The sequence below is a fragment of the Mesorhizobium sp. WSM4898 genome, assembly GCF_029625845.1.
Classification (GTDB): Bacteria; Pseudomonadota; Alphaproteobacteria; order Rhizobiales; family Rhizobiaceae; genus Mesorhizobium.
In genome coordinates this window covers 145,794-167,284 of record NZ_JARTVQ010000001.1, presented here as the reverse complement: position 1 = coordinate 167,284, position 21,491 = coordinate 145,794, and the positions used below count along the sequence as shown (strand labels likewise).

General features: G+C 64.5%; 25 protein-coding genes. 18 read left to right on the top strand and 7 right to left on the bottom strand.

Annotation, left to right across the window (positions count from 1 at the left end):
• Positions 1–148 precede the first annotated feature (148 nt).
• The gene (locus P9228_RS00825; protein ID WP_067323700.1) at positions 149–448 is read right to left on the bottom strand and encodes a hypothetical protein; all 300 of its coding nucleotides are present in this window, start codon (positions 446–448) and stop codon (positions 149–151) included.
• A gap of 225 nt (positions 449–673) precedes the next feature.
• Here P9228_RS00825 and rlmN point away from each other — a divergent pair, with 225 nt between their 5' ends.
• Positions 674–1,909, top strand: coding sequence for a 23S rRNA (adenine(2503)-C(2))-methyltransferase RlmN (gene rlmN / locus P9228_RS00820; RefSeq protein ID WP_278051786.1), 1,236 nt, complete (start codon positions 674–676; stop codon positions 1,907–1,909).
• Entirely contained in the window at positions 1,906–2,373 is a 468-nt protein-coding gene (locus P9228_RS00815; RefSeq protein WP_066991800.1) for a hypothetical protein, read from the top strand. The genes rlmN and P9228_RS00815 overlap by 4 nt, the downstream gene beginning before the upstream one ends.
• A gap of 14 nt (positions 2,374–2,387) precedes the next feature.
• Here the strand turns inward: P9228_RS00815 and P9228_RS00810 are convergent, their stop codons facing one another.
• Entirely contained in the window at positions 2,388–3,029 is a 642-nt protein-coding gene (locus tag P9228_RS00810) for a LysE family translocator (protein WP_278051782.1), read from the bottom strand.
• A 180-nt stretch (positions 3,030–3,209) separates the two neighbouring features.
• Here P9228_RS00810 and P9228_RS00805 point away from each other — a divergent pair, with 180 nt between their 5' ends.
• Positions 3,210–4,430 carry an argininosuccinate synthase gene (locus P9228_RS00805; RefSeq protein WP_278051781.1) on the top strand — a complete coding sequence of 407 codons (1,221 nt, stop codon included), beginning with the start codon at positions 3,210–3,212 and terminating at the stop codon, positions 4,428–4,430.
• A gap of 118 nt (positions 4,431–4,548) precedes the next feature.
• Here the strand turns inward: P9228_RS00805 and P9228_RS00800 are convergent, their stop codons facing one another.
• Positions 4,549–5,346: a lytic transglycosylase domain-containing protein gene (locus tag P9228_RS00800; protein ID WP_278051779.1), complete on the bottom strand. Its 798-nt coding sequence runs from the start codon at positions 5,344–5,346 to the stop codon at positions 4,549–4,551.
• A 468-nt stretch (positions 5,347–5,814) separates the two neighbouring features.
• Here P9228_RS00800 and P9228_RS00795 point away from each other — a divergent pair, with 468 nt between their 5' ends.
• Both P9228_RS00795 and P9228_RS00790 read left to right on the top strand, forming a co-directional pair.
• Positions 5,815–6,909: a putative zinc-binding metallopeptidase gene (locus P9228_RS00795; RefSeq protein ID WP_278051778.1), complete on the top strand. Its 1,095-nt coding sequence runs from the start codon at positions 5,815–5,817 to the stop codon at positions 6,907–6,909.
• A 64-nt stretch (positions 6,910–6,973) separates the two neighbouring features.
• Positions 6,974–7,579: a DUF1236 domain-containing protein gene (locus tag P9228_RS00790; RefSeq protein ID WP_066991818.1), complete on the top strand. Its 606-nt coding sequence runs from the start codon at positions 6,974–6,976 to the stop codon at positions 7,577–7,579.
• A gap of 187 nt (positions 7,580–7,766) precedes the next feature.
• Here P9228_RS00790 and P9228_RS00785 read toward each other — a convergent pair whose 3' ends face one another.
• Positions 7,767–8,705, bottom strand: a complete 939-nt coding sequence (locus P9228_RS00785; protein ID WP_278051774.1) for a tyrosine recombinase XerC — start codon at positions 8,703–8,705, stop codon at positions 7,767–7,769.
• A 98-nt stretch (positions 8,706–8,803) separates the two neighbouring features.
• Between P9228_RS00785 and rimM the strand changes: the two genes are divergently transcribed.
• Together rimM and trmD are read left to right on the top strand one after the other, a co-directional pair.
• Positions 8,804–9,400, top strand: a complete 597-nt coding sequence (rimM, locus tag P9228_RS00780) for a ribosome maturation factor RimM (protein WP_066991935.1) — start codon at positions 8,804–8,806, stop codon at positions 9,398–9,400.
• Positions 9,397–10,098, top strand: a complete 702-nt coding sequence (gene trmD, locus P9228_RS00775; RefSeq protein ID WP_127403547.1) for a tRNA (guanosine(37)-N1)-methyltransferase TrmD — start codon at positions 9,397–9,399, stop codon at positions 10,096–10,098. The genes rimM and trmD overlap by 4 nt, the downstream gene beginning before the upstream one ends.
• Here the strand turns inward: trmD and P9228_RS00770 are convergent.
• Entirely contained in the window at positions 10,080–10,832 is a 753-nt protein-coding gene (locus P9228_RS00770; RefSeq protein WP_278051773.1) for a sulfite exporter TauE/SafE family protein, read from the bottom strand. The genes trmD and P9228_RS00770 overlap by 19 nt on opposite strands.
• Before the next feature lie 322 nt (positions 10,833–11,154).
• Between P9228_RS00770 and rplS the strand changes: the two genes are divergently transcribed.
• The 6 genes from rplS (at position 11,155) to leuC (ending at position 16,399) form a co-directional block, all read left to right on the top strand.
• Entirely contained in the window at positions 11,155–11,673 is a 519-nt protein-coding gene (rplS, locus tag P9228_RS00765) for a 50S ribosomal protein L19 (protein WP_040974610.1), read from the top strand.
• 14 nt (positions 11,674–11,687) lie between these two features.
• A complete protein-coding gene (locus P9228_RS00760) occupies positions 11,688–11,954 on the top strand; it encodes a hypothetical protein (protein WP_176477574.1) in 267 nt (88 codons plus the stop codon).
• Positions 11,955–12,017: 63 nt separating this feature from the next.
• Positions 12,018–12,815 (top strand): transporter substrate-binding domain-containing protein, encoded by a 798-nt coding sequence (locus P9228_RS00755; RefSeq protein WP_278051771.1) that lies wholly within the window; start codon positions 12,018–12,020, stop codon positions 12,813–12,815.
• Positions 12,816–13,081: 266 nt separating this feature from the next.
• The gene (locus P9228_RS00750) at positions 13,082–13,894 is read left to right on the top strand and encodes an amino acid ABC transporter permease (protein ID WP_095799636.1); all 813 of its coding nucleotides are present in this window, start codon (positions 13,082–13,084) and stop codon (positions 13,892–13,894) included.
• Between the two features lie 57 nt (positions 13,895–13,951).
• A complete protein-coding gene (locus P9228_RS00745) occupies positions 13,952–14,587 on the top strand; it encodes a class I SAM-dependent methyltransferase (protein ID WP_278051767.1) in 636 nt (211 codons plus the stop codon).
• Positions 14,588–14,989: 402 nt separating this feature from the next.
• A complete protein-coding gene (leuC, locus tag P9228_RS00740; protein WP_066991840.1) occupies positions 14,990–16,399 on the top strand; it encodes a 3-isopropylmalate dehydratase large subunit in 1,410 nt (469 codons plus the stop codon).
• 60 nt (positions 16,400–16,459) lie between these two features.
• Here leuC and P9228_RS00735 read toward each other — a convergent pair whose 3' ends face one another.
• Positions 16,460–16,774: a hypothetical protein gene (locus tag P9228_RS00735; protein ID WP_066991843.1), complete on the bottom strand. Its 315-nt coding sequence runs from the start codon at positions 16,772–16,774 to the stop codon at positions 16,460–16,462.
• Positions 16,775–16,900: 126 nt separating this feature from the next.
• On the opposite strand from P9228_RS00735, the gene P9228_RS00730 reads away from it, so the two are divergent.
• On the top strand, positions 16,901–18,094 hold the full coding sequence (locus tag P9228_RS00730) for a GGDEF domain-containing protein (RefSeq protein WP_127247335.1): 1,194 nt from the start codon (positions 16,901–16,903) through the stop codon (positions 18,092–18,094).
• 107 nt (positions 18,095–18,201) lie between these two features.
• On the top strand, positions 18,202–19,401 hold the full coding sequence (locus P9228_RS00725) for a GGDEF domain-containing protein (protein WP_278051765.1): 1,200 nt from the start codon (positions 18,202–18,204) through the stop codon (positions 19,399–19,401).
• Here P9228_RS00725 and P9228_RS00720 read toward each other — a convergent pair.
• Entirely contained in the window at positions 19,385–19,738 is a 354-nt protein-coding gene (locus P9228_RS00720) for a hypothetical protein (protein WP_278051763.1), read from the bottom strand. The genes P9228_RS00725 and P9228_RS00720 overlap by 17 nt on opposite strands.
• 516 nt (positions 19,739–20,254) lie before the next feature.
• Between P9228_RS00720 and P9228_RS30955 the strand changes: the two genes are divergently transcribed.
• The 3 genes from P9228_RS30955 to sdhD all read left to right on the top strand — a co-directional run bounded on the left by P9228_RS30955 (position 20,255) and on the right by sdhD (position 21,490).
• Complete coding sequence (locus P9228_RS30955; RefSeq protein WP_336619659.1) at positions 20,255–20,449, top strand: hypothetical protein; 195 nt, start codon at positions 20,255–20,257, stop codon at positions 20,447–20,449.
• 223 nt (positions 20,450–20,672) lie between these two features.
• Complete coding sequence (gene sdhC / locus P9228_RS00710) at positions 20,673–21,095, top strand: succinate dehydrogenase, cytochrome b556 subunit (protein ID WP_067322933.1); 423 nt, start codon at positions 20,673–20,675, stop codon at positions 21,093–21,095.
• Positions 21,095–21,490 carry a succinate dehydrogenase, hydrophobic membrane anchor protein gene (gene sdhD, locus P9228_RS00705; protein WP_095799641.1) on the top strand — a complete coding sequence of 132 codons (396 nt, stop codon included), beginning with the start codon at positions 21,095–21,097 and terminating at the stop codon, positions 21,488–21,490. Before sdhC ends, sdhD begins: the two co-directional genes overlap by 1 nt.
• Position 21,491: the final 1 nt, after the last annotated feature.

Below are 21,491 nucleotides of genomic sequence, written 5' to 3'. Positions count from 1 at the left end.
CACTGAGAGGGAGGATCAAGCCTGCGAGGTCAGGTCAGGTCGAGGCGAGCGACGAAAATCGGAGATCGAGGAGCCAGGGCAGGACCGCGGTTTGGATATCCCGCCGGCCTGCGCCGGCGGGCAGCAGGGCTGGCGAGTCCCACCATTCTCACATCGCCATCTTTTCACATTCGGCCTGGGCCTTCTTGGTCGACGTATCGATCATGTAGGCTTTGCCTTTGGCGTCGGTGATTATCATCATGCAATGCTTGATCGGCTTCGCCATCTTCATCATTTCGGCGCTCATCTTGGCGTCAGGCATCATGGTGCCCATATGGCCGTCGGGCATGATCGCCGTCATTTGCCCACCCTTCATCATGGTCATCGTGCCCATCGTATCCTCGGCAAACGCCTGCGAGGCAAAAAGGCTTGCGAGACCGGCGATGGCAACAAGCTTGATCGAATGCATTCCGCGTACTCCCATTTCTGCAAGGGCATGGTCGCCCCTTTCAGGTTCGCGGGTGCGCTTCGAGCTGTTACGTCAACACGAATATGTGATCTCAGCCGGGGCGGGAATAGCGACACCGGCCGCCTGTGCCGCCGACATGACTCCGGTCGCAAGCTGTGCTATGCGCGCGTTTCATTTCAGGCACGATGCTGAAATCGGCCGCAAACCGCTTATATTGGCGCAACCATGACCCTTTCATTCGATCTGACCGCCGAAGGCGCCCGCGACCCCTTGCGCGCCCGCGCCACGCCGGCCGAAAAGCCGTCGCTGATCGGCCTGACGCGTGCCGAGCTTGGCGCCGCTCTGGTTGAGGCCGGCATCGTGCCGGAGCGCCAGGCGAAGATGCGCGCCCAGCAGCTCTGGCACTGGATGTATGTGCGCGGGGTCTCCGACTTCGCCCATATGTTCAACATCTCCAAGGATCTGCGCGCCGAGCTCGACAAGCATTTCACCGTCGCGCGGCCCGAGATCGTCGAGGAGCAGATCTCTTCCGACGGCACGCGCAAATGGCTGTTTCGCTTTCCGCCGCGCGGCGCCGGCCGTCCGGTCGAGATCGAGACCGTTTATATTCCGGAGGAAGGCCGCGGCACGCTCTGCATCTCCTCGCAGGTCGGCTGCACGCTGACCTGCTCCTTCTGCCACACCGGCACGCAGAAGCTGGTGCGCAACCTGACGACGGAAGAGATCCTGGCGCAGCTGCTTACCGCGCGCGACCGGCTCGGGGACTTCCCCGACCGCGGCACGCCGGACGGCGCCATCGTGCCGGCCGAGGGCCGCAAGGTGTCCAACATCGTTATGATGGGCATGGGCGAGCCGCTCTACAATTTCGAGGCGGTGAAGAAGGCGCTGCTGATCGCTTCCGACGGCGACGGACTTTCCCTATCGAAAAGACGCATCACGCTGTCGACCTCGGGGGTCGTGCCGGAGATTGCCCGCACCGGCGAGGAGATCGGCGTTATGCTGGCGATCTCGCTGCATGCCACCAATGACGACCTGCGCGACCTGCTGGTGCCGATCAACAAGAAGTATCCGCTGAAGGAACTGATCGCTGCCTGCCGCGCCTATCCGGGTCTCTCCAACGCCCGCCGCATCACCTTCGAATATGTGATGCTGAAGGACGTCAACGATTCCCTCGAGGATGCCAAGGCGCTGGTCAAGCTGCTCAGGGGCATTCCGGCCAAGATCAACCTGATCCCGTTCAACCCGTGGCCCGGCACCAACTATCAGTGCTCGGACTGGGAGACGATCGAGAAGTTCGCCGACTACATCAACAATGCCGGCTACGCCTCGCCGATCCGCACGCCGCGCGGCCGCGACATCCTCGCCGCCTGCGGCCAGCTCAAGTCGGAATCGGAACGCATGCGCAAGGTCGACCGGCTGGCGCTTGAAGCGATGATGATCGCGGGGCACGGCGAGGAGTGAGGCGTATCATCGCCTATCTCGTCCGCTTCGCCGCCATCCTGATCGGCTATGTGATCGCCTCGCTGGCGGCGAGCGCCTTTCTCAACGTGCTGTTCCTCGGCTATTTCGGCTATGCGCCGGAGCCCGGACATCAGACGATCGCGCCCGCGCTCTATTTTTCGGTGCCTTTCCTGGCATTGTTCGTCGCCTATTTCGGCTTCATGCCGGCAGCGATCGTCATCCTGATCGCGGAAGTGCTCGGCCGCCGCGACTGGCTGTTCTATGCGCTGGGCGGGGCCGTCATCGCCGTCGTCTTCCTCGGCTTCGCGCATAACATCGGCGACGGCGATTTCGATGTCGCCGACAACAATGTCAGGCTCGCGCTGATCGGCAGCGGCATGGTCGGCGGCATCTTCTATTGGCTCTCTGCCGGCCGCTGGGCCGGAAGCTGGCGCCGCGAGGCGCTGCCCGATCTGGAGCCCTGAGCTCGGCGCGGGCTTTACTTCGCCTGTGCCGTCAGGATCTTGAACGCGAAGGCCGAGAACACGCCGCCGAACAGATAATCGACCACGCGCGTGACGCGCGGGCTCGCCTTCATCGCCGCCGCGAATTTCTCCGCCGCGAGCACCATCGGCGCCGTCACCGGGATCGACAGCACGATGAATGTGATGCCGAGGAAGAACAGCTTGCCGGGTGCTTTCGGGTCATGCGCGGAGACGAATTGCGGCAGGAACGTCATGAAGAACAGGATGATCTTCGGGTTGAGGAGATTGACCCCGAGCCCGGCCGCCCAGCTGCGGAACAGCGAGATTTGCGGTCCCGTCTTCTTCTCCGGCGAAAAGGCCGAGCCTTTGGCCACCGCCTGCCAGGCTAAAAACACCAGATAGCCGGCGCCGAAAATCTTCAGCGCAAAGAAAGCCATGGGAGAGGCCACGATCAGCGCCGAGACGCCGACCACCACCAGTGTGGTGTGGACCAACGTGCCGCATAGCGCGCCTGCCATCGAGGCGAAGCCGGTGGCTCGGCCCTGGCTCAGCGTGCGCGACACGAACAGCGTCATGTCCGGTCCCGGCGTGATCGCCAGGATGAGCGTGGCGATGGCGAACTGGATGAGCGTCGAAGTGTCGGGAATGAAGGACATGGGTCGCCTCGGAGTGGATCGCGCAGCTCTATAGCGCGGCGATTTTTGCGTCGCCAGCGTCTGCCCAGGCAAACATCTGGCCCAGCCTGTGCCATCGGCGGGCATCTGTTCGTCTCTTGCGCCGCCCGGAACGGCCGTGATACCTCGCCCGCGAAGCCATCTTCCCGCGGAACCGCCAAAATGTCCAAGATCAAAGACGTCAAGAAAGTCGTGCTCGCCTATTCCGGCGGCCTCGACACCTCCATCATCCTGAAATGGCTGCAGACCGAGCTCGGCGCCGAAGTCGTCACCTTCACCGCCGATCTCGGCCAGGGCGGCGAGCTGGAGCCGGCGCGCCGCAAAGCCGAGATGATGGGCATCAAGGACATCCGCATCGTCGACGTGCGCGAGGAATTCGTTTCGGACTTCGTCTTCCCGATGTTCCGCGCCAATGCCGTCTATGAAGGCACCTATTTGCTCGGCACCTCGATCGCCCGGCCGCTGATCTCGAAGCACCTGGTCGAGATCGCCAAGGAGACCGGCGCCGACGCGATCGCGCATGGCGCCACGGGCAAGGGCAATGACCAGGTTCGCTTCGAATTGTCGGCTTACGCGCTCAACCCGGACATCAAGGTCATCGCGCCGTGGCGCGACTGGTCATTCAAGTCGCGCACCGACCTTCTCAACTTCGCCGAGCAGCATCAGATCCCGGTGCCGAAAGACAAGCGCGGCGATGCGCCGTTCTCGGTCGACGCCAACCTTTTGCATTCCTCCTCGGAAGGCAAGGTGCTCGAGGATCCGTGGAGCGAGCCGCCGGAATTCGTCCACCAGCGCACCGTCTCGCCGATGGACGCGCCGGACGTCGTCACCGAGATCGAGATCGAGTTCCTGAAGGGCGATCCGATCGCGCTCAACGGCAAGAAGCTGTCGCCGGCTACCATGCTGGCGGCGCTCAACGACCTCGGCCGCGACAACGGCATCGGTCGCCTAGACCTTGTCGAAAACCGTTTCGTCGGCATGAAGTCGCGCGGCGTCTACGAAACCCCCGGCGGCACCATCCTGATCGCCGCCCACCGGGCGATCGAATCGATCACGCTCGACCGCGGTGCCGGGCACCTCAAGGACGAGTTCATGCCGCGCTATGCCGAGCTGATCTACAACGGCTTCTGGTTCTCGCCCGAGCGCGTGATGCTGCAGGCAATGATCGACAAGAGCCAGGAAGACGTCGAAGGCGCGGTGCGGCTGAAGCTCTACAAGGGCAATGTCATCGTCACCGGCCGCAAGTCGAAGAAGACGCTCTATTCCGATGCGCTGGTCACCTTCGAGGATGATCGCGGCGCCTACGACCAGAAGGACGCCGCCGGCTTCATCCGTCTCAATGCGCTGCGGTTGCGGACGCTGGCGGCAAGGAACCGTCGCTGAAGCTGCTAATCTCCCCCGCAAGGGGGAGACTAGCCATCTCCCGGCTTTCGCCAATCTCCAAGCCCAACAAAAAAGCTCGGCGCATGGCCGGGCTGTTCTGCTCACAGAGACTCTCTCATCAGTTGGCGTCGATCGCCTCGGCGATGCGGGCGATGGCCTGCTGGTAGACGCTTGCCGAATTCCAGCCGGCGATGGCGCCCATATTCGCCTCATATCCCGCGCCGGCCTGCCAGCCATGGGCTTTGAGGAAGTTGGCGGTGGAAGCCAGCGCGGTGTTCCTGTCGCGCAGATTTCCGTTGCCGACGCCATACTTCAGAACATTTCCGGGCAGGAACTGCGTATGGCCGATCTCGCCATGCATGGCGCCGACCGAGGAGGCGGTCAGCGCGCCGCGATCGACCAGCTTCAGGGCGGCGATGGCATGCGGGGTGAAATAGTCCGGGCGGCGGCAATCATAGGCCAGCGTCAGAATGGCGGAGATCGTGTTCTGGTTGCCCATCGACGCGCCGAAGCCAGTCTCCATGCCCCAGATCGCAAGCAGGACGCCCGGCGGCACGCCGTAAGTCTGTTCGATCCTGTCGAACATCGCCGCGTTCTGCTTCTTCAACGCACGGCCCTTGGAAATGATCGCGGCCCCGCCACGACGCTGCATGAACGCTTCCACCGAGCCGCTGAAAGCCTTGTGGATCGCGCGGTCGGCAGCGATCGTCCTTGTCGCGTAAGTCGCGCCGGCCAACGCGGACAGACCCCTCTGGCCCACGCCCTCGGCTTGTGCTTCCGCGGCAAATTGCTGTTTCCATGCGTCGAAGCCGGCGCCGTTCTTGCCGCAGCTGGCCGCGGCCTGCGCGCCTGTCGCCAGCCCGAAAGCCGCCACAACGGCGGCCATGAAAATCCTTCCCTTGGCAAAAAATGCCATATCGTTCTCCTGGTTGCCTGAATCACGTCCCGGCTGCAAATCTGCCAGTGAAGCGCCCGGTTGTCACCGCCCGCGCGGGCTGCGCGGCGCTTGAAGCTGGCGAATGCCGGGGAATTTGCCCACGATCAAGCATAAATTATGGCGCAAGGATTTATTGTGTGTGTCTTTTGGGAAGACGTCGATGTTGTGATCATTGGCGCAGGCTCGCCTATGCGGCTGCCCAATCCGACCGTTCCGAAGCGCGCGCCACACTGTTGCAGGCGGTGGCGGAGAAGATCTTCTTCGCCGGCGAGCATGTCGCCGAACCGCTCACCCAGGCTTTGTTGCGGCGCGACATTGTCAGGCGAAAGCGTGGCCAGGTGGGGCGTCGCCCTGCTCGCGACGAAATAGAAACGGAACGACGGCCGGCGACGGGCGTTTGGGCGTTGCCCAACTTTCGTTGACCTTTTTCCCGCGGTTCGATGACCGATGAAGCTGTTCGACTGCCCTCATTGCGGCCACCGTCTCTATTTCGAGAACGCGCAATGCCTGAACTGTTCAAGCCTGGTGCTTTACGATCCGGAGCGGGCGTGTTTCGTGCTTTCCGGCGGCGACGCCGTTCCATGCGGAAATGCCGACGAGTGCGCCTGCAACTGGCGGGCCGAGCCGGGCAGGATTTTCTGCCGAGCTTGCGCGCTCAACCAATTGATCCCCGACCTTTCGGTGGAGGGCAACCGTCGGCGCTGGATCCGCGTCGAGGCGGCCAAGAAACGCGCCGTCTATTCGCTGCTCGCCTTCGGCTTGCCGGTGGCGCCCAAGGCCGGACCGCAGGACGAGGCCGGGCTCGCTTTCGACTTCCTCGCCGATCCGATCGGCGGCGGACCAGGCGGCGAGCGGATCCTGACCGGCCACGACAACGGCAGGATCACCCTTAACGTCGCCGAGGCCGATTCCGCCGAGCGCGAGCGGCGGCGTGTCGAGATGGGCGAGAACTACCGCACCTTGCTCGGCCACTTCCGCCACGAGCTCGGCCATTATTACTGGGATCGGCTGATCCGCGACGATCCCGAGCGGCTTTCAGGCTTTCGCGCTCTGTTCGGCAACGAGCGGGTCGACTACGAGCAAGCGCTGAAGGCCCACTACGCCAAGGGCGCGCCGCCGGACTGGGAGCAGCGCCACATCTCGGCCTATGCGGCGTCCCACCCCTGGGAAGACTGGGCCGAGACCTGGGCGCACCACCTGCACATCACAGACACGCTTGAGATGGTGCATGCGCTGAATTTTCCGCTCGGCCGGCTGGAGACGGTGGAAGCCAACGACCTGCCGCCTGGCGATACAGGGGGACATCCGTTGCGGGAGCCCGCCGAACCCGATCCGGCGCCGGAACCGTTCGAAAGGATCCTCGCCCGCTGGCTGGTGCTGTCGGAGGCCTCCAATTCGATCAACCGCTGCATGGGTCTGCCCGACCTTTATCCCTTCGTCATTTCGGAGGTGACGGCGCAAAAACTGGCCTTCGTTCACCAGCTTTTGACCGACTTGCCCAAAACAAATGGAACAATTCGTGAGCAGGCGACGGCACTTTAGCCGGAACGCATAAGGTTCTGGTTCGTTTTCGAGCCCGAGGGAGCGTTGAGAACGGAGAGAAATCATGAAAAGTCTATTGTTTCCGGCACTTGCCGGTGCGCTGCTTGCCATGTCGGGCGCGGCGCTTGCCGACACGCCCGTCTCGGCAGTGACGGATCTGAATGTCCGCGCCGGCCCCGGCCCGCAATATCCCGTTATCGGCGTGCTGGCTGCCGGCCAGTCGGCGACGCTCAGAGGCTGCATCGAAGGCAGCAAATGGTGCACCATCGCCGAAGCCGGCGGCAAAGGTTGGGTCTATTCCGACTATGTGACTGCCGAATTCGGCGGCAGCCGTGTTGTCGTGACGCGCCGGCCGGCCGATGCCGGCATTGCCGTCGTGGCTCCGCCGACCGATGATATCTACACCACTGACACCTACACCGGCGCCATCGTTTCCGGCGACGACGCCATCGAGCCGATCGCCAGGCCGCCGGCCGAGGTCGGCACCTATGTCACCACGCACCGGGTCGAACCGGTCTATCTCGAGGGCGAAGTGGTGACCGGCGCGGTGCTGCCCGATACGGTCGAGCTGCGCGAGATCCCGGATTACAACTACCGCTATGTCTATGTGAACAACCAGCCGGCGCTGGTCGATCCGGGCACGCGGCGCATCGTCTATGTGATGCGCTGACCTAGGGTATTCGAGAGGCGGCCGTCGGGAAACGGGCGGCCGGCTTTCGAAGAATGTCAAGGTTGGGTCAGGCCACCTGCAGCTGTTCGACAGCCGCCGATTTCGACCTGCAGCCACCATTTCAGGATACGCTTCGCTCGTTGTTCCGTCTTGGCACGAGGAACGCGGGGCGGCTTCGCCAAACGCTTCACGCCCTTGGATGCGCCCGGTCGTAGATGTCGAGCAGCCTTGCCGTGTCGACGCCGGTATAGATCTGGGTGGTCGACAGGCTGGCATGGCCGAGCAGTTCCTGGATGGTGCGCAGGTCGCCGCCACGGCCGAGCAGATGCGTGGCGAAGGAATGGCGCAAGGCATGCGGCGTCGCGGTTTCCGGCAGGTTGAGGGCCGAGCGCAGCTTCGCCATCTCGCGCTGGACGATGGCCGGATTGAGCGGGCCGCCGCGAGCGCCGCGGAACAGCAGCTCTTTCGGATCGATGTGGAAGGGACACAGCCGCCGGTATTCGGCGACCGCCCTGAGCGCCACCGGCAGCACCGGCACCAGCCTTGTCTTGCCGCCCTTGCCGGTGATGCGCAGCACCGTGTCGGCCTCGGTGGCGAGATCGGCCCCGGTCAGGCCCAGCGCTTCCGAGATGCGCAGCCCGGAGCCGTAGAGCAGCGTCAGCACGGCGGCGTTGCGGGCGGCGATCCAGGGTTCTTCCGCCAGTTGGCCCTCGACAGTCACGACCTGCTTGGCATCGCTCGCCGTCAGCGGTTTCGGCAGCGATTTCGGCTGACGCGGCGCGCGCAGAGCGGCCGCACCCGCCGCGTTGACGAGGCCGCGCTTTTCGAGAAAGCGCAGCAGCGAACGGACGCCGGCCAGGCCGCGGCCGAGCGTGCGGGCGCCGGCGCCGCCGTTGCGGCGCGCGGCGAGGAAGCCGCGCAGGTCGGCCGGCCGCAGGTCGGCGATATCGGAGATGCCTGGCGGGCCGCCGCAATGCCCGGTCAGGAAATGCAGGAACTGGCGCGTGTCGCGCTCATAGGCTTCGACCGTTTCGGGCGACAGCCGGCGCTCGCGCGCCAGCATCTTGAGCCAGCTCTCGCGCGCCGCCTGGAGGTCGGGTTTTGCCGGGATGAGGAATTCCTGCATGCCGGCATTTTCGGGCAGTCAGGTTAGGAAGCGGTGAAGAGCCGATCATTGAAATGGCGGCTTCAGAGGGTTAGAGCAGGGCAAAGGAAGTGATGCCGATGTCGAAGCTCGAGAACCCTGTACAGATGGCCGTGATCGGCGCCGCGCACGGCATCAAGGGCGAGTTGCGGGTGAAAACCTTCACCGGCGATCCGCTGGCGCTCGCCGACTACGGGCCGCTGCATGCCAAGGATGGCCGAGCCTTCCAGATCCTCGACATCCGGCCGGCCGGCACGGTCGTGGTGGTGCGCTTCAAGGGCGTCAGCGACCGCAACACGGCCGAGGCGCTTGCCGGCACGGAGCTGTTCGTCGACCGTTCGGTGCTACCGGACGACGGCGAGGAGGACGAGTTCTACCATGCCGACCTCATCGGCCTTGAGGTGAGGGACGATACCGGCGTCATCGGCAGGGTCGTCGCCGTGCATAATTTCGGCGGCGGCGACATACTCGACGTCACGCTCGCGGGCCGCAAGGGTGTGCTGATCCCGTTCACGCAAGCCGCGGTGCCGCATGTGTCGATCGCCGACGGCTTCGTTCAGGTCGATCCCCTGGCGGCGGGGCTGGTCGAGGACGAGGATAGCGAAGCCGCCGGGCGGCCCGGTTTCGACCCGAAGGGCCGGCCGCGCGGACCGAAGGACGCCGGGGGCAACCGGTGAGCTTTGCCGCCTCGGTGCTGACTCTCTACCCGGAGATGTTTCCGGGTGCGCTTGGGCTTTCGCTCGCCGGCCGGGCGCTGGAAGCCGGCACCTGGTCGCTGGAAGCGATCCAGATCCGCGATTTCGCCACTGACCGGCATCGCACCGTCGACGATACGCCGGCCGGCGGCGGCGCCGGCATGGTGATGCGCGCCGACGTGCTGGCCAGGGCGATCGACCACGTTTCGCCGCAGGGCGATGAACGTCCAAGGTTGCTGATGAGCCCGCGTGGAAAACCGCTGACGCAGGCCCGGGTGCGCGAGCTCGCCGCCGGGCCGGGTGCCGTCATCCTGTGCGGCCGGTTCGAGGGCGTCGACCAGCGGCTGATCGAGGCGCGCGGTCTGGAGGAAGTCTCGATCGGCGATTTCATCCTGTCGGGCGGCGAGCCGGCGGCACTGGTGCTGCTCGATGCGGTGGTGCGGCTGCTGCCGGGGGTGATGGGCAACGCCGTCTCGGGCGAGGAAGAAAGCTTTGAGAACGGCCTGCTCGAGCATCCGCATTACACGCGGCCGCAGGAGTTCGAGGGCAGGCAAATCCCCGAAGTGCTGACCTCCGGCAATCACAAGAAGATCGCCGCGTGGCGTCGCGCCGAGGCTGAGAAGCTGACGCGGGAGCGCCGGCCCGATCTGCTGGCCGGTGCTCAGCCCTTGGTAAAGTAATAAAAGGCCAGAAACAGGCCGACGGCGACGACGAAGCCGCGCACGACACCTTGCGGCACGCGCCTGGCGATCCACACCCCGGCATAGCCGCCCAGCGCCCCGCCGGGGATCATGACGATCGCCTGCGGCCAGGCGACGACGCCGCCCGAAACGAAAACCAGGATGGCGATCGCCGCGATGACCACCGCCAGCATGTTCTTCAACGCATTGAGCTTGTGGTAGTCGCCGGTCTGCGTCAGGCCGAGGGTGGCAAGCATCATCACGCCCATTCCGGCGCCGAAGAAACCGCCATAGACCGAGGTCAGGAATTGCGCCAGCGATCCGGCGAGCGAGCCGAGCGAGGCCTGGTGCTCCGGTCCGGCCGCCGGCTTCAGCCACGGACCGGCCGCGAACAGGGCGGTCGCGGCGATCAGCAGCCAGGGCACAAGCGCGCGGAAGGACGTGTTGGAGAGCGCCAGCAGAATGAGCGAACCGGCCAGCGCGCCAAAGCCGGATATCACGCAGAGCACAAGCGCCTGGCGCCAGAAATGCCTGATGTCGTCGAGATAGGCGAGCGTCGAGGTGATGTAGCCCGGAAACTGTGTCACCGAGGACGTTGCGTTGGCAACGATCGGCGGCAGGCCGACCAGCGTCAAGGCACCGAAGGTGACGAAAGTGCCGCCGCCGGCGACGGCGTTCACCGCGCCCGAGACAAAGCCTGCTAAGAAGAGCAGGACGGCATCGAAGAATGTCATCGAGGGAGGCCTGGGAAATAGCTTTCTCCGACTTAGAAAGCTTGCATGGCGCGCGCAACCCGGCACGGAGGCAATATGATGGGGCCATAGTTTTCAAAAATTAGGCGTCAAAGGCGTGACAAAGCGCCGAAATAGCTGTATGTCGCCGCCCGAACCGGAAGAACGATCTTCCGGACCCGTCAACAAATGGCGGTGTAGCCGTCCCTGTCCGATGCCCCCGATTTGAATGTCTGGGCAAAGGACATAGCCGAGCGGTCATTGGAACTGCAAGGCAAGTCGAGGACGCTCTGGCTGTCGGAAGAACAAGAAGTGGATATTTGAGATGGATCTCATCCGTCAGCTCGAGGCCGAGCAGGCCGCCAAGATCGAAGCCAAGCGCAAGCTGCCCGAATTCCAGCCTGGCGACACCGTGCGCGTCCAGGTGCGCGTCACCGAAGGCAGCCGCACCCGCGTCCAGGCCTATGAGGGCGTCGTCATCGCCCGTTCCGGCTCCGGCTTCCAGGAGAATTTCACCGTCCGCAAGATTTCCTACGGCGAAGGCGTCGAGCGCGTGTTCCCGGTCTACTCGCCGATGGTCGAAGGCGTCGAGATCGTGCGCCGTGGCAAGGTGCGCCGCGCCAAGCTCTATTACCTGCGCGACCGTCGCGGCAAGTCGGCCCGCATTTCGGAAAACACCGGCGTGCGCGCCCGCAAGCTGAACGATGAAGAGCGTGATGCGCTGAACGCCGAACGCGCCCGCATCGAGGCCGAGAAGGTCGCCGCCGCCGAGGCGCTGGCTGCTGAGAAAGCCGCGCAGGACGCCGCCGAGAAGAAGGCTGCGGAGTCTGCGTCGGCCGAATAAGGCGCTTCCGCAGATTGTTTTGGAAAGGCGGCTTCGGCCGCCTTTTTCGTTTGGATGTGCAAGCGGCGCTTGCCTGCAGCATGCCGCCGGAACGCGCCGAGCTGAAAGCCCTGCATGGCACGCTGACCCGGCTGGTCGCCGGGTTGCGCGAAGCGGTTGCGGATTGCGCGGATGGTCCGTCGCAGGCTGGGTTCGGGAAGCGTGCCGATCAGAGCATGGGAATCCGCTTTGGCGCTCATCGGTGCAGCGGATCGGCTTGCAAGGCGCTTGCGGAAAGCTAAAGTCGGCGCCGGTTTTTCTCTTGGGGCGAGCGTAGCGCCGCCAGTCACGTTCGGGAGTTCGTCATGATCAAGTCGAAACTGCTGCTGGCCGGCCTATTGGCCTGCCTTCTCGCGCCCGCTGCGGCGCTCGCCGACACGCTGCCCGATCTCGGCGGCAGAAAGGTCGTGGTGGTGACCGAAAACGCTTACCCGCCGCTGCAGTTCATCGACAAGAAGACCGGCAAGCAGATCGGCTGGGAATATGACGCGATGGATGAGATCGCCAAGCAGCTGAACTTCAAGGTTGAGTACCAGAACACCTCCTGGGACGCGATGATCCAGGCCGTTTCCGACAACCAGTACAATATCGGCATGACCGGCATCACCATCAAGGACGAGCGCAAGGCGAAGGTCGACTTCTCGGACCCTTACATGCGATCGGAACAGTTCATGCTGGTGCGCGGCGACGAGAGCCGCTTCACCGACGCCAAGAGCTTTGCCGCCTTCAAGGACGGGCTGATCGGCGCGCAAGCCGGCACGACGCCCTTCTACACCGCCGTCTACAGCGTGCTCGACGGTAATGAGCAGAACCCGCGCATAAAATTGTTCGAGACCTTCGGCGCCAGCGTGCAGGCGCTGAAGTCCGGCGATGTCGACGTGGTGCTGACGGACGGCACCGCCGGCAAGGGCTATGTCGACGCCTCCGAGGGCAAGCTGAAGCTGATCGGCGGGCCGCTCGGCAGTGAGGATTTCGGCTTCATCTTCCCCAAGGGCTCCGACCTGGTGAAGCCGGTCAACGCCGCGATCGCCGCGCTCAAGGCCGATGGCACGCTCGATGCGCTGAACAAGAAGTGGTTCCTCGACTACAAGATGGGGCAGTAGGCTCCTTTGCTGCGATTGATCGGCGACGGCGGCGGGCGGAAAACCGCGAAAGTCTCATTCCTTCCCACCCCCCTCTGTCCTACCGGACATCTCCCCCGCAAGGGGGGAGATTGGCTGTCGCCTTCGCTTTCGCAAATCGCCGACGTTGCAAGAAGAGCGCCGGCGACAAAGCTGCTGATCTTCCGTCCTGCGGGGGAGATGCCCGGCAGCGCAGAGGGGGCTGTGCCGGAACGCGGCCTTCGCAACGATGCTGGCGGCACATCCTGATGACCGCCACGACGTCCACCGCCAAATCCGAATTCCCCTGGTGGCTGGCCGCAGCGGCCGTCCTGGCGCTCGCCGCGGCGCTGGCCATCGCCGCCAGCGACCTTTACGCTGAGGTCTTCGCCACCGTCGCCAAGGGCATCGGCATCACCGTCTTCGTCACCGTGGTCGGCTTCGCGCTGGCCTCGGCGCTTGGACTCGGCATCGCGCTGATGGCCTTGTCGGGGTCGCAATGGCTGCGCCAGATCGCGCGCTTCTATGTCGAGATCATCCGCGGCGTGCCGATCCTGGTGCTGCTGTTCTGGATCGCTTTTGCCGGGGCGCCGGCATTCGTCGCGGCGTGGAACGCGCTGACGGCGCCGCTGCAGAGCGCCGGCTGGATCGGCGAGCTCCTGGTGCGCGACATCTCGCTTCTGTGGCGCGCCATCATGGCTCTGACCATCGGCTATTCGGCCTTCATCTCGGAAGTGTTCCGGGCCGGCATCCTGTCGGTCGAGAAGGGTCAGATCGAGGCGGCAAAGGCGCTCGGGCTGACGCGCGTGCAGCGCTTCCGGCTGATTGTCTTTCCGCAGGCGATCCGCACCATCCTGCCGCCGCTCGGCAACGATTTTGTCGCCATGGTCAAGGACTCCTCGCTGGTCTCGGTGCTGGGCGTTGCCGACATCACGCAGATCGGCAAGGTCTATGCCGCCGGCTCGTTCCGCTTCTTCGAGACCTATTCGATCGTCGCCTATATCTATCTGATCTTGACGGTCGGCCTGTCGCTGGCGCTGCGGGCGCTCGAGAAACGGCTGCGACGGCAGCATGAGCAATAGCCCCCGGGCCAAGAGCGCGCTACGCTTCCTGGGTTAGTAACGTCCAGGAGCTGACCCATGAATTTCGACAAGGCCAATGCGGCGCTGGATTCCGTCTATTCGGCCGAGACGCCGGAGGCGCTCGCCAAGGCCTATGCTGAATGGGCGGCGACCTATGACGGCGAGACCGCCTCGCTCGGCTATCTGCTGCCCTTCCTTATCACCGCCTGGGTGGCGCGGCATGTGCCGGCGGGCGAAGGCCCGCTGCTCGACGCCGGCTGCGGCACCGGCCTGTCCGGGCCGTCATTGAAAGCGCTGGGCTATGGCGACATCGCCGGTCTCGACCTTTCAGACGACATGCTGAAGATCGCAGGCAGCCGCAATGCCTATGGCGAGCTGAAGAAGGCGATGCTCGGCGGTCCGCTGCCCTGGCCCGACAGTCATTTCCGCGCCTTCTTCTCGACCGGCGTCTTCACCATCGGCCACGCGCCGGCCGAGGGCCTGCACGAACTCGTGCGCATCACGAAGAGCGGCGGCCACGCCATCTTCACAGTGCGCGACCAGGTTTTTGAGAGCGGTGGCTTCCAAGCGGTGTTCGACGATCTCAGGCAGGCAAGGAGGTGGCGGCTGGCCGAGGAAAGTCCGTGGTTTCGCTGCTATGCGATCGGCGACCCGCACGCGCTGGTGAAGACTTTCGTATTCGGGGTGCTGTGAGCGCGGCTTCCCCTTCTCCCCTTGTGGGAGAAGGTGTCGCCGAAGGCGACGGATGAGGGGTGCTCCAGGGAAAGCCAGCGTCTCACTCCGCTGGAACAGCCCTCATCCGTCTCGGCGCTGCGCGCCGATCCACCCTTCTCCCACAAGGGGAGAAGGCAAAGCTACCGCAATTGCCGAAAAGCCAAAACGTTGATATGAGCAGCGCCATGGAAGAGCTTTTCGGCGATCCGGCCTATAAGGGTTTCGTGCTGCAGGACAGGAAGCGCCTGCCGTCGCGATTTGCCGCGCGCGTCTGCGGCGCGCTCACCAGCCGACTTAGCTGAGGCGACTTATCCGATCGCTTCGCCGGTCGGAAGCCCCGGCGACAGCTTTTGCCATTCTCATATCGACGGATTTACGCACATGAGCGCACCGCGCACCCTCTACGACAAGATCTTCGACGACCATGTCGTCGACCGCCAGGACGACGGAACCTGCCTGCTCTATATCGACCGCCACCTCGTCCACGAGGTCACCAGCCCGCAGGCCTTCGAAGGCCTGCGCATGAGCGGCCGAGACGTTCGCCATCCTGAGAAGACGCTCGCCGTGGTCGACCACAACGTGCCGACCTCGCCCGAGCGCAAGTTCGGCATCAAGAACGAGGAAAGCCGCATCCAGGTCGAGGCGCTGGCCAAGAATGCCAAGGATTTCGGCATCGAATATTATTCGGAGAACGACGTCCGCCAGGGCATCGTCCACATCATCGGGCCGGAGCAAGGCTTCACGCTGCCCGGCATGACCATTGTCTGCGGCGACAGCCACACCTCCACGCACGGTGCGTTCGGCGCGCTGGCGCACGGCATCGGCACTTCGGAAGTCGAGCATGTGCTGGCGACGCAAACTTTGATCCAGCGCAAGGCCAAGAACATGCTGGTGCGCGTTGACGGCCAGCTTCCGGAAGGCGTCACCGCCAAGGACATCATCCTCGCCATCATCGGCGAGATCGGCACTGCCGGCGGCACCGGCTACGTCATCGAATATGCGGGCGAGGCGATCCGCTCGCTGTCGATGGAAGGTCGCATGACGATCTGCAACATGTCGATCGAAGGCGGTGCGCGCGCCGGCTTGATCGCGCCGGACGAGACCACCTTCGCCTATGTGAAGGACAAGCCGCGCGCGCCGAAGGGCGCCGCCTGGGACGCCGCGCTTGCCTACTGGAAGACGCTGCATTCCGACGAAGGTGCGCATTTCGACAAGGTGGTCGTGCTCGATGCGCAAAAACTGCCGCCGATCGTCTCCTGGGGCTCCTCGCCCGAGGATGTCGTCTCGGTGCAGGGTTTCGTGCCGAATCCGGCCGACATCGCCGACGAGAACAAGCGTTCCTCGAAGCTGCGCGCGCTCGACTATATGGGGCTGACGCCCGGAACCAAGATCACCGACATCACGCTCGACCGCGTCTTCATCGGGTCCTGCACCAATGGCCGCATCGAGGACCTGCGCGCCGCCGCCAAGGTTGTCGAGGGCAAGAAGGTCAATCCGCGCGTGAACGCCATGATCGTGCCGGGCTCCGGCCTGGTGAAGGAGCAGGCCGAAGCCGAAGGGCTCGACAAGATCTTCGTCGCCGCGGGCTTCGACTGGCGCGAGCCCGGCTGCTCGATGTGCCTGGCGATGAACGACGACCGGCTGAAGCCGCATGAGCGCTGCGCTTCGACCTCGAACCGCAATTTCGAGGGCCGGCAGGGTTTTAAGGGCCGCACCCATCTGGTCTCGCCGGCCATGGCGGCGGCGGCGGCAATCGCCGGCCATTTCGTCGATATCCGCGACTGGAAGTAACGGCCTGCCGCGGACGCGATCAAAGGCCCGGAGCGCACCGCGATCCGGGCCTTTTGTCGGTCAGCGGTCGCCGAGCCGGATAATCTCGTGGAACTCCTCACGTCGGCCAGGCTCGTCGGCAGCGACGATCAGCGCCAGTTGCTGCTCGTCGAAAATCTTGAACCACTCGTCCCATTCGACCAGCTCGTAGCCGCCGGCGTTGGGAGGCCGCTCCGGGCGGTCGTCGTCCTCATAGGCGTTCTGGCCAAAAACCAGGCGCAGCATGGGTTGCGTGCCGGCCTCGGGCGAAATGTCGACAATGGCCGGAAATCCGGCGCGCGCCGCCGCCCAGGAACGGATCGCATCGTGCTCGGTCAGGGTGATTGTACCGGCCATCGGCGTTCTCCTGTTTTGTGTTGAGAACGCCGGTCTCCCGGAGCTGTTCCGTGCCGTCGCTTAACCGCTTGTTTGTGCTTCCCGACTAGCATCTCCCCTTGGGTAACTTGGGGAAGTCACGGTCCGTTGGACACCGGTCTGCTCATAGCGCTGCTCAATCCGACGATAGCGCTGGCGCTCGGCGCTGCGTTCCTCGTGCTGTGGTTCTATCAGCGCCATCGTCCGTATCTGGCGGTGCTGGCGGCGAGCTACTGCCTGTCGGCGTCGGGTTTCCTGCTGCAATATTTCACGCTGCCGCTCGGCATCGTGGCGACCAAGCTGATCTCCAACATCTGTTTCACGATAGCCGCCTGCTGCCTTTCCGGCGCGATCATCGCCCGCTACGGCCGGCGCGTGCCCTATTTCGGCATCGGGCTCATGGCCGGCGGCGGGCTCGCCGCCTTCGCATGGTTCATGTTCGTCGAGCCGGATCTTACCTGGCGCGTGCTCAGCATGAATTTCGGCTTCGGCGGCCTGAGCCTGCTCGTCGCCGCCGAGCTCAGGACAGTGCGCAACAATGGCCCTGAGAAAATCCTGGTCGCGCTGGCCCTGCTTTCCGCGCTGAACTTCACCGCCCGTACCCTGATCGTCGTCATCGCGCATGGACCGTTCCCAAGCTATGACGGCTTCTACGGCTCGTCCTACTGGACGACGGCGCTGCTCTCGCACGCGCTTTTGTCGCTTCTGATCGCGCTCTGCCTGTTCACGGCGGCCGCCCTCGATGTGCTGAAGGCACTGAAGGCCGAGACGCACACCGACCCGTTGTCCGGCCTTCTCAACCGGCGCGGCTTCGAGGACCGGGCAGCACTTCTGCTCGATCAATGCGCCAAGGCCGGGTTTCCCGTCGCGTTGGTGCTTGCCGACCTCGATCACTTCAAGGCGCTCAATGACCAGCACGGACATGAGGCAGGCGACCGAGTGATTGCCGATTTCGCTGCCAAGCTGCGCTTTGCCACCGGCGCGCGCGGCGCAGCGGGCCGCATCGGCGGCGAGGAGTTCGCCGTGCTCCTGCCGCTCAGCGATCTCGCCGCGGCGCGCCTGTTCGCCGAAGCGATCCGCACCTTCTATTCGGCCGGGGCCGTCGACGGCCTGCCGCTCGGCACCAGGGTGACAGCGAGCTTCGGCGTCGCCGCCCGCAGCGGCGCGGAAGGGCTGGCGCCGCTGATGCGGCGCGCCGACGAGGCGCTTTACAAGGCCAAGAGGAATGGCCGCGACAGCGTCCGCCTTTCCTACGAGCGCCCCGAAACCGCCTTCGTGCCCGAAGCGGTGAGCGTCGGCTGAAATCGCAGACTACCCGTCCAGAGCACCTGACAACAGCCAACATCACCGGGCGTTAACGTGTTTTTCGCCCGTCGATGGTTTTCTGCCCGGGGGGCTTCGAAGGGAACATGGGCAGCGCCGATTTCATCCTGATGATCAACCTGCTCGTCGCCGGGCTGTTGGCGGCGGCCTTCGCGGCGATCGCCGTCCACGACGTCGGGCGTGTGTCGGCGCGCTGGCTGGCTTTCGGCTATTTGCTCGGCATGGCCTATTTTGCCATCGAGTTCAGTATCCCCGCTTTTGCCGATGCCCGGCTGCCGGTTGTCATGGCCTTCGCTGTCTTCCTCGGCGCAACCATCGCTTTCAACGGCGGGCTTGCCCACAAATATGGCGTGACGCCGCCCTGGGCGCCGATGCTGGTCTTCCTGGCCGTGGCCTCGGCCGCCGTCTATCTGGTGCAGGACCTGCCGCGATACTCGCTCACCCGCATGTTGGCCTATCAGCTTCCTTATGCGGCCATGCAGTGCACCGCGCTTGGCATCGTGCTGTCCTCCAGGCAGCGGCTCCAGCGGCTCGATCACCTCCTGATGCTCGTGCTCGCGGCAAGCGCCCTGCAGTTCGCATCAAAGCCTTTCATCGCCGGCGCGCTGGGCGGCTGGGGCGCCAATCCGCAATCCTATGTGCAGACGGGTTATGCACTGGTGTCGCAGTCGCTTGGCACCGTGTTCGGTCTGGCGCTGGCGCTGCTCGCGCTCGCCATCCTGGTGCGCGACGTGCTGGCCGAGGCGATGTCGAAATCGGAGACGGACACGCTGTCGCGGCTCCTCAACCGCGGCGGTTTCGAACGCCATGCCGAGTTGGCGTTGCGCGATGCGGTGCGCCGGGGCGTACCGGTGGCGCTGGTCATTGCCGACCTCGATCACTTCAAGAGGATCAACGACAGCTACGGGCATGCCTGCGGCGATCGTGTCATCGAGACCTTCGCAGGCCTGCTGCGCGAGGCGGCGGCCGAGCATCACGTCGCCGGCCGCATCGGCGGCGAGGAATTCGCCATCATCCTGCCCGGTACCAACCTTGCTGCCGCGCGATTGTTCGCGGAAGGCGCGCGCAGCGCGTTTGGCGGGCTGCCGATCGAAGGCCTGCCCGCCGATCATCGCTGCAGCGCGAGCTTCGGCGTCGCCGAGCTTGCCACGGATGAGGATTTTCCAGATCTGCTGCGGCGCGCCGACGAAGCGCTTTACGCGGCCAAGAATGCCGGCCGCGACTGCGTGCGCGTCTCGCTCGGGACCGCGCGCCGGCAGTTCCCGGCGGTCAGCGGCAGGGGCTGAGGTTGGGCATCTCGCCGTCGGAGAGGCCGTACATATAGGAACGGCCCTTGATGAAGACCGGCGGCTGGTAGCAGCCCGGGGCGCCGGCAGCGTCGGAATCGTAGATGACATCTGGCTGGCCGGCGCCGGTGAAGTTCGAGAGCTGCTTGGCGTGCCGGCCCTCGCCGACGATGATGCGCTTGTAGCCGGCGGCGCTCTCGATGACGAGATTGCCGAAGGAATCGGCATAGACGCGGTCATGATGGCGCAGGCCGGCTTCGGCCGGCACAGCAACGGCGGTGGCAAGTGCAGCCAGCGTCGCGACCGCCAGGCCTGCCCGCACTGAATTCGAACGCATGTCGCTCTCCCTTGGACGGTGCGACCCTCGGGATCGCCCTGCAAACGTCGTGCGAATCGGAAATTAACCCTTTCTTAACCTTTGTTAAGGGGCAGACAGGCTTCAGGAGGGGAACTTAATGAACATGGTTAATTTCGGCGCCTTGGCTCCACTCCGTCCATCGCCCCGCCCCGGCCCAGGCGAGCTTGATCTTGGCGCATTGCGTGGCTAGCGTGCCGCGCACGAAAGGGGCAGCACATGATGTTTGGCCGTGCGATTTGGGTGTCGCTCGTTGTTCCGCTGCTTCTTGCGGCTGCGGCCTGTATGCCGCAGGACGGCGTGCCGAAGGCGGCGAATACTTTATCGCCAACAGTCTCGCCCGTTCCAACCAGCCAACCCGTCGCTCCCGGGGCCGGAGCTGCCGCAGCGCCCAAGACATCGGCAACAGCTTCGCCACCCGCAACCAAAATCACCACCGACTTGACCATGCCGCGAGCCGGCGTCGGAACGGCCACCTACAGATGCGGCGATGGCGGCATGATCACCATCCAAAATCTCGGCTCTTCGCTGCGCGTGCTCGGGCCGGATGGCTCGGCCGAAGTGTTTCCAGCGTCGCCCGCCAATCAAACCAGCCGCTACCAGGAAGCGGCGACGCATGACGCAATCGTGATCGACGGTCGCGAGGCGCTGGTGATGAAGAAGGGGTCCACGCCGCAGAGCTGCAAAAGATAACGGATCTTATTGCACTGCAGCGACGTTGCGCCGGCTGCAGATCGGCCGCTAATCGATTGAAGCTGAATTTCCCCGTTTTGTCAGACTAAATGACGTTTCCAAAACGATTTTCCGGCTTTGACGCGGTGCAAAAAGCGCATTAGAAACCCGCTATCCGAGGCCCTATGTCGTGGCGGCAAAAGCCGCATCCTTCGCGGCTCAGGAACGCCGATCTGGGGGAGCCATGAGCAAATCACCAGCCACCCGCGCAATTGCCAGACGTGAACGGCCGCTTTCGCCGCACCTGACGATTTACAGGCCCCCGATCACGATGACGATGTCGATCATCCATCGCATCACCGGCGGCGCGCTCTATTTCGGTACGCTCCTGGTGGCGGCCTGGTTGATCGCTGCGTCGAGTTCGCAGGCTGCGTTCGACTGGGTCAACTGGGCCTTCGGCTCCTGGCTCGGCCGACTGGTCCTGTTCGGCTACACCTGGGCGCTGATGCACCACATGCTGGGCGGGTTGCGCCATCTCGTCTGGGACACCGGCGCCGGGCTCGAAAAACACACCGCCTCGAGGATCGCATGGGCAACGCTCGCCGGCTCGATCGTGCTGACGCTGCTGATCTGGATCGCGGGCTACATGGCGCGGGGGGCACTCTGATGACCGCAAAGAATTCGGACATGCGCACGCCGCTCGGGAGGGTTCGCGGCCTTGGTTCGGCCCGTGAGGGTACCGGCCATTTCTGGCGCCAGCGGCTGACGGCGGTGGCCAATATCCCGCTCATCCTGTTCTTCGTCGGCTTCCTGATCGCCCTCAACGGCCACGGCTATGCTGAAGTGCGGGCGTCGCTCGCGAACCCCTTCGTGGCGCTGGTGCTGTCGTTGGTGCTGATTTCCGCGCTCTACCACATGCGGATCGGCATGCAGGTCATCATCGAGGACTATGTGCATGGCGAGGGCATGAAGCTGGCGCTGATCGCCCTCAACACATTCTTCTCAATAGCAGTCGGCGTCGCCTCGCTCTTCGCTCTGCTCAAACTCGCATTCGGAGGCTGAC

Coding starts and splice junctions, on each gene's coding strand:
- P9228_RS00825 (WP_067323700.1), bottom strand. CDS start 448: ATGCATTCGATCAAGCTTGTTGCCATCGCCGGTCTCGCAAGCCTTTTT.
- rlmN (WP_278051786.1), top strand. CDS start 674: ATGACCCTTTCATTCGATCTGACCGCCGAAGGCGCCCGCGACCCCTTG.
- P9228_RS00810 (WP_278051782.1), bottom strand. CDS start 3,029: ATGTCCTTCATTCCCGACACTTCGACGCTCATCCAGTTCGCCATCGCC.
- P9228_RS00805 (WP_278051781.1), top strand. CDS start 3,210: ATGTCCAAGATCAAAGACGTCAAGAAAGTCGTGCTCGCCTATTCCGGC.
- P9228_RS00800 (WP_278051779.1), bottom strand. CDS start 5,346: ATGGCATTTTTTGCCAAGGGAAGGATTTTCATGGCCGCCGTTGTGGCG.
- P9228_RS00795 (WP_278051778.1), top strand. CDS start 5,815: ATGAAGCTGTTCGACTGCCCTCATTGCGGCCACCGTCTCTATTTCGAG.
- P9228_RS00790 (WP_066991818.1), top strand. CDS start 6,974: ATGAAAAGTCTATTGTTTCCGGCACTTGCCGGTGCGCTGCTTGCCATG.
- P9228_RS00785 (WP_278051774.1), bottom strand. CDS start 8,705: ATGCAGGAATTCCTCATCCCGGCAAAACCCGACCTCCAGGCGGCGCGC.
- rimM (WP_066991935.1), top strand. CDS start 8,804: ATGTCGAAGCTCGAGAACCCTGTACAGATGGCCGTGATCGGCGCCGCG.
- P9228_RS00770 (WP_278051773.1), bottom strand. CDS start 10,832: ATGACATTCTTCGATGCCGTCCTGCTCTTCTTAGCAGGCTTTGTCTCG.
- rplS (WP_040974610.1), top strand. CDS start 11,155: ATGGATCTCATCCGTCAGCTCGAGGCCGAGCAGGCCGCCAAGATCGAA.
- P9228_RS00755 (WP_278051771.1), top strand. CDS start 12,018: ATGATCAAGTCGAAACTGCTGCTGGCCGGCCTATTGGCCTGCCTTCTC.
- P9228_RS00750 (WP_095799636.1), top strand. CDS start 13,082: ATGACCGCCACGACGTCCACCGCCAAATCCGAATTCCCCTGGTGGCTG.
- P9228_RS00745 (WP_278051767.1), top strand. CDS start 13,952: ATGAATTTCGACAAGGCCAATGCGGCGCTGGATTCCGTCTATTCGGCC.
- leuC (WP_066991840.1), top strand. CDS start 14,990: ATGAGCGCACCGCGCACCCTCTACGACAAGATCTTCGACGACCATGTC.
- P9228_RS00735 (WP_066991843.1), bottom strand. CDS start 16,774: ATGGCCGGTACAATCACCCTGACCGAGCACGATGCGATCCGTTCCTGG.
- P9228_RS00725 (WP_278051765.1), top strand. CDS start 18,202: ATGGGCAGCGCCGATTTCATCCTGATGATCAACCTGCTCGTCGCCGGG.
- P9228_RS00720 (WP_278051763.1), bottom strand. CDS start 19,738: ATGCGTTCGAATTCAGTGCGGGCAGGCCTGGCGGTCGCGACGCTGGCT.
- P9228_RS30955 (WP_336619659.1), top strand. CDS start 20,255: ATGATCACCATCCAAAATCTCGGCTCTTCGCTGCGCGTGCTCGGGCCG.
- sdhC (WP_067322933.1), top strand. CDS start 20,673: ATGAGCAAATCACCAGCCACCCGCGCAATTGCCAGACGTGAACGGCCG.
- sdhD (WP_095799641.1), top strand. CDS start 21,095: ATGACCGCAAAGAATTCGGACATGCGCACGCCGCTCGGGAGGGTTCGC.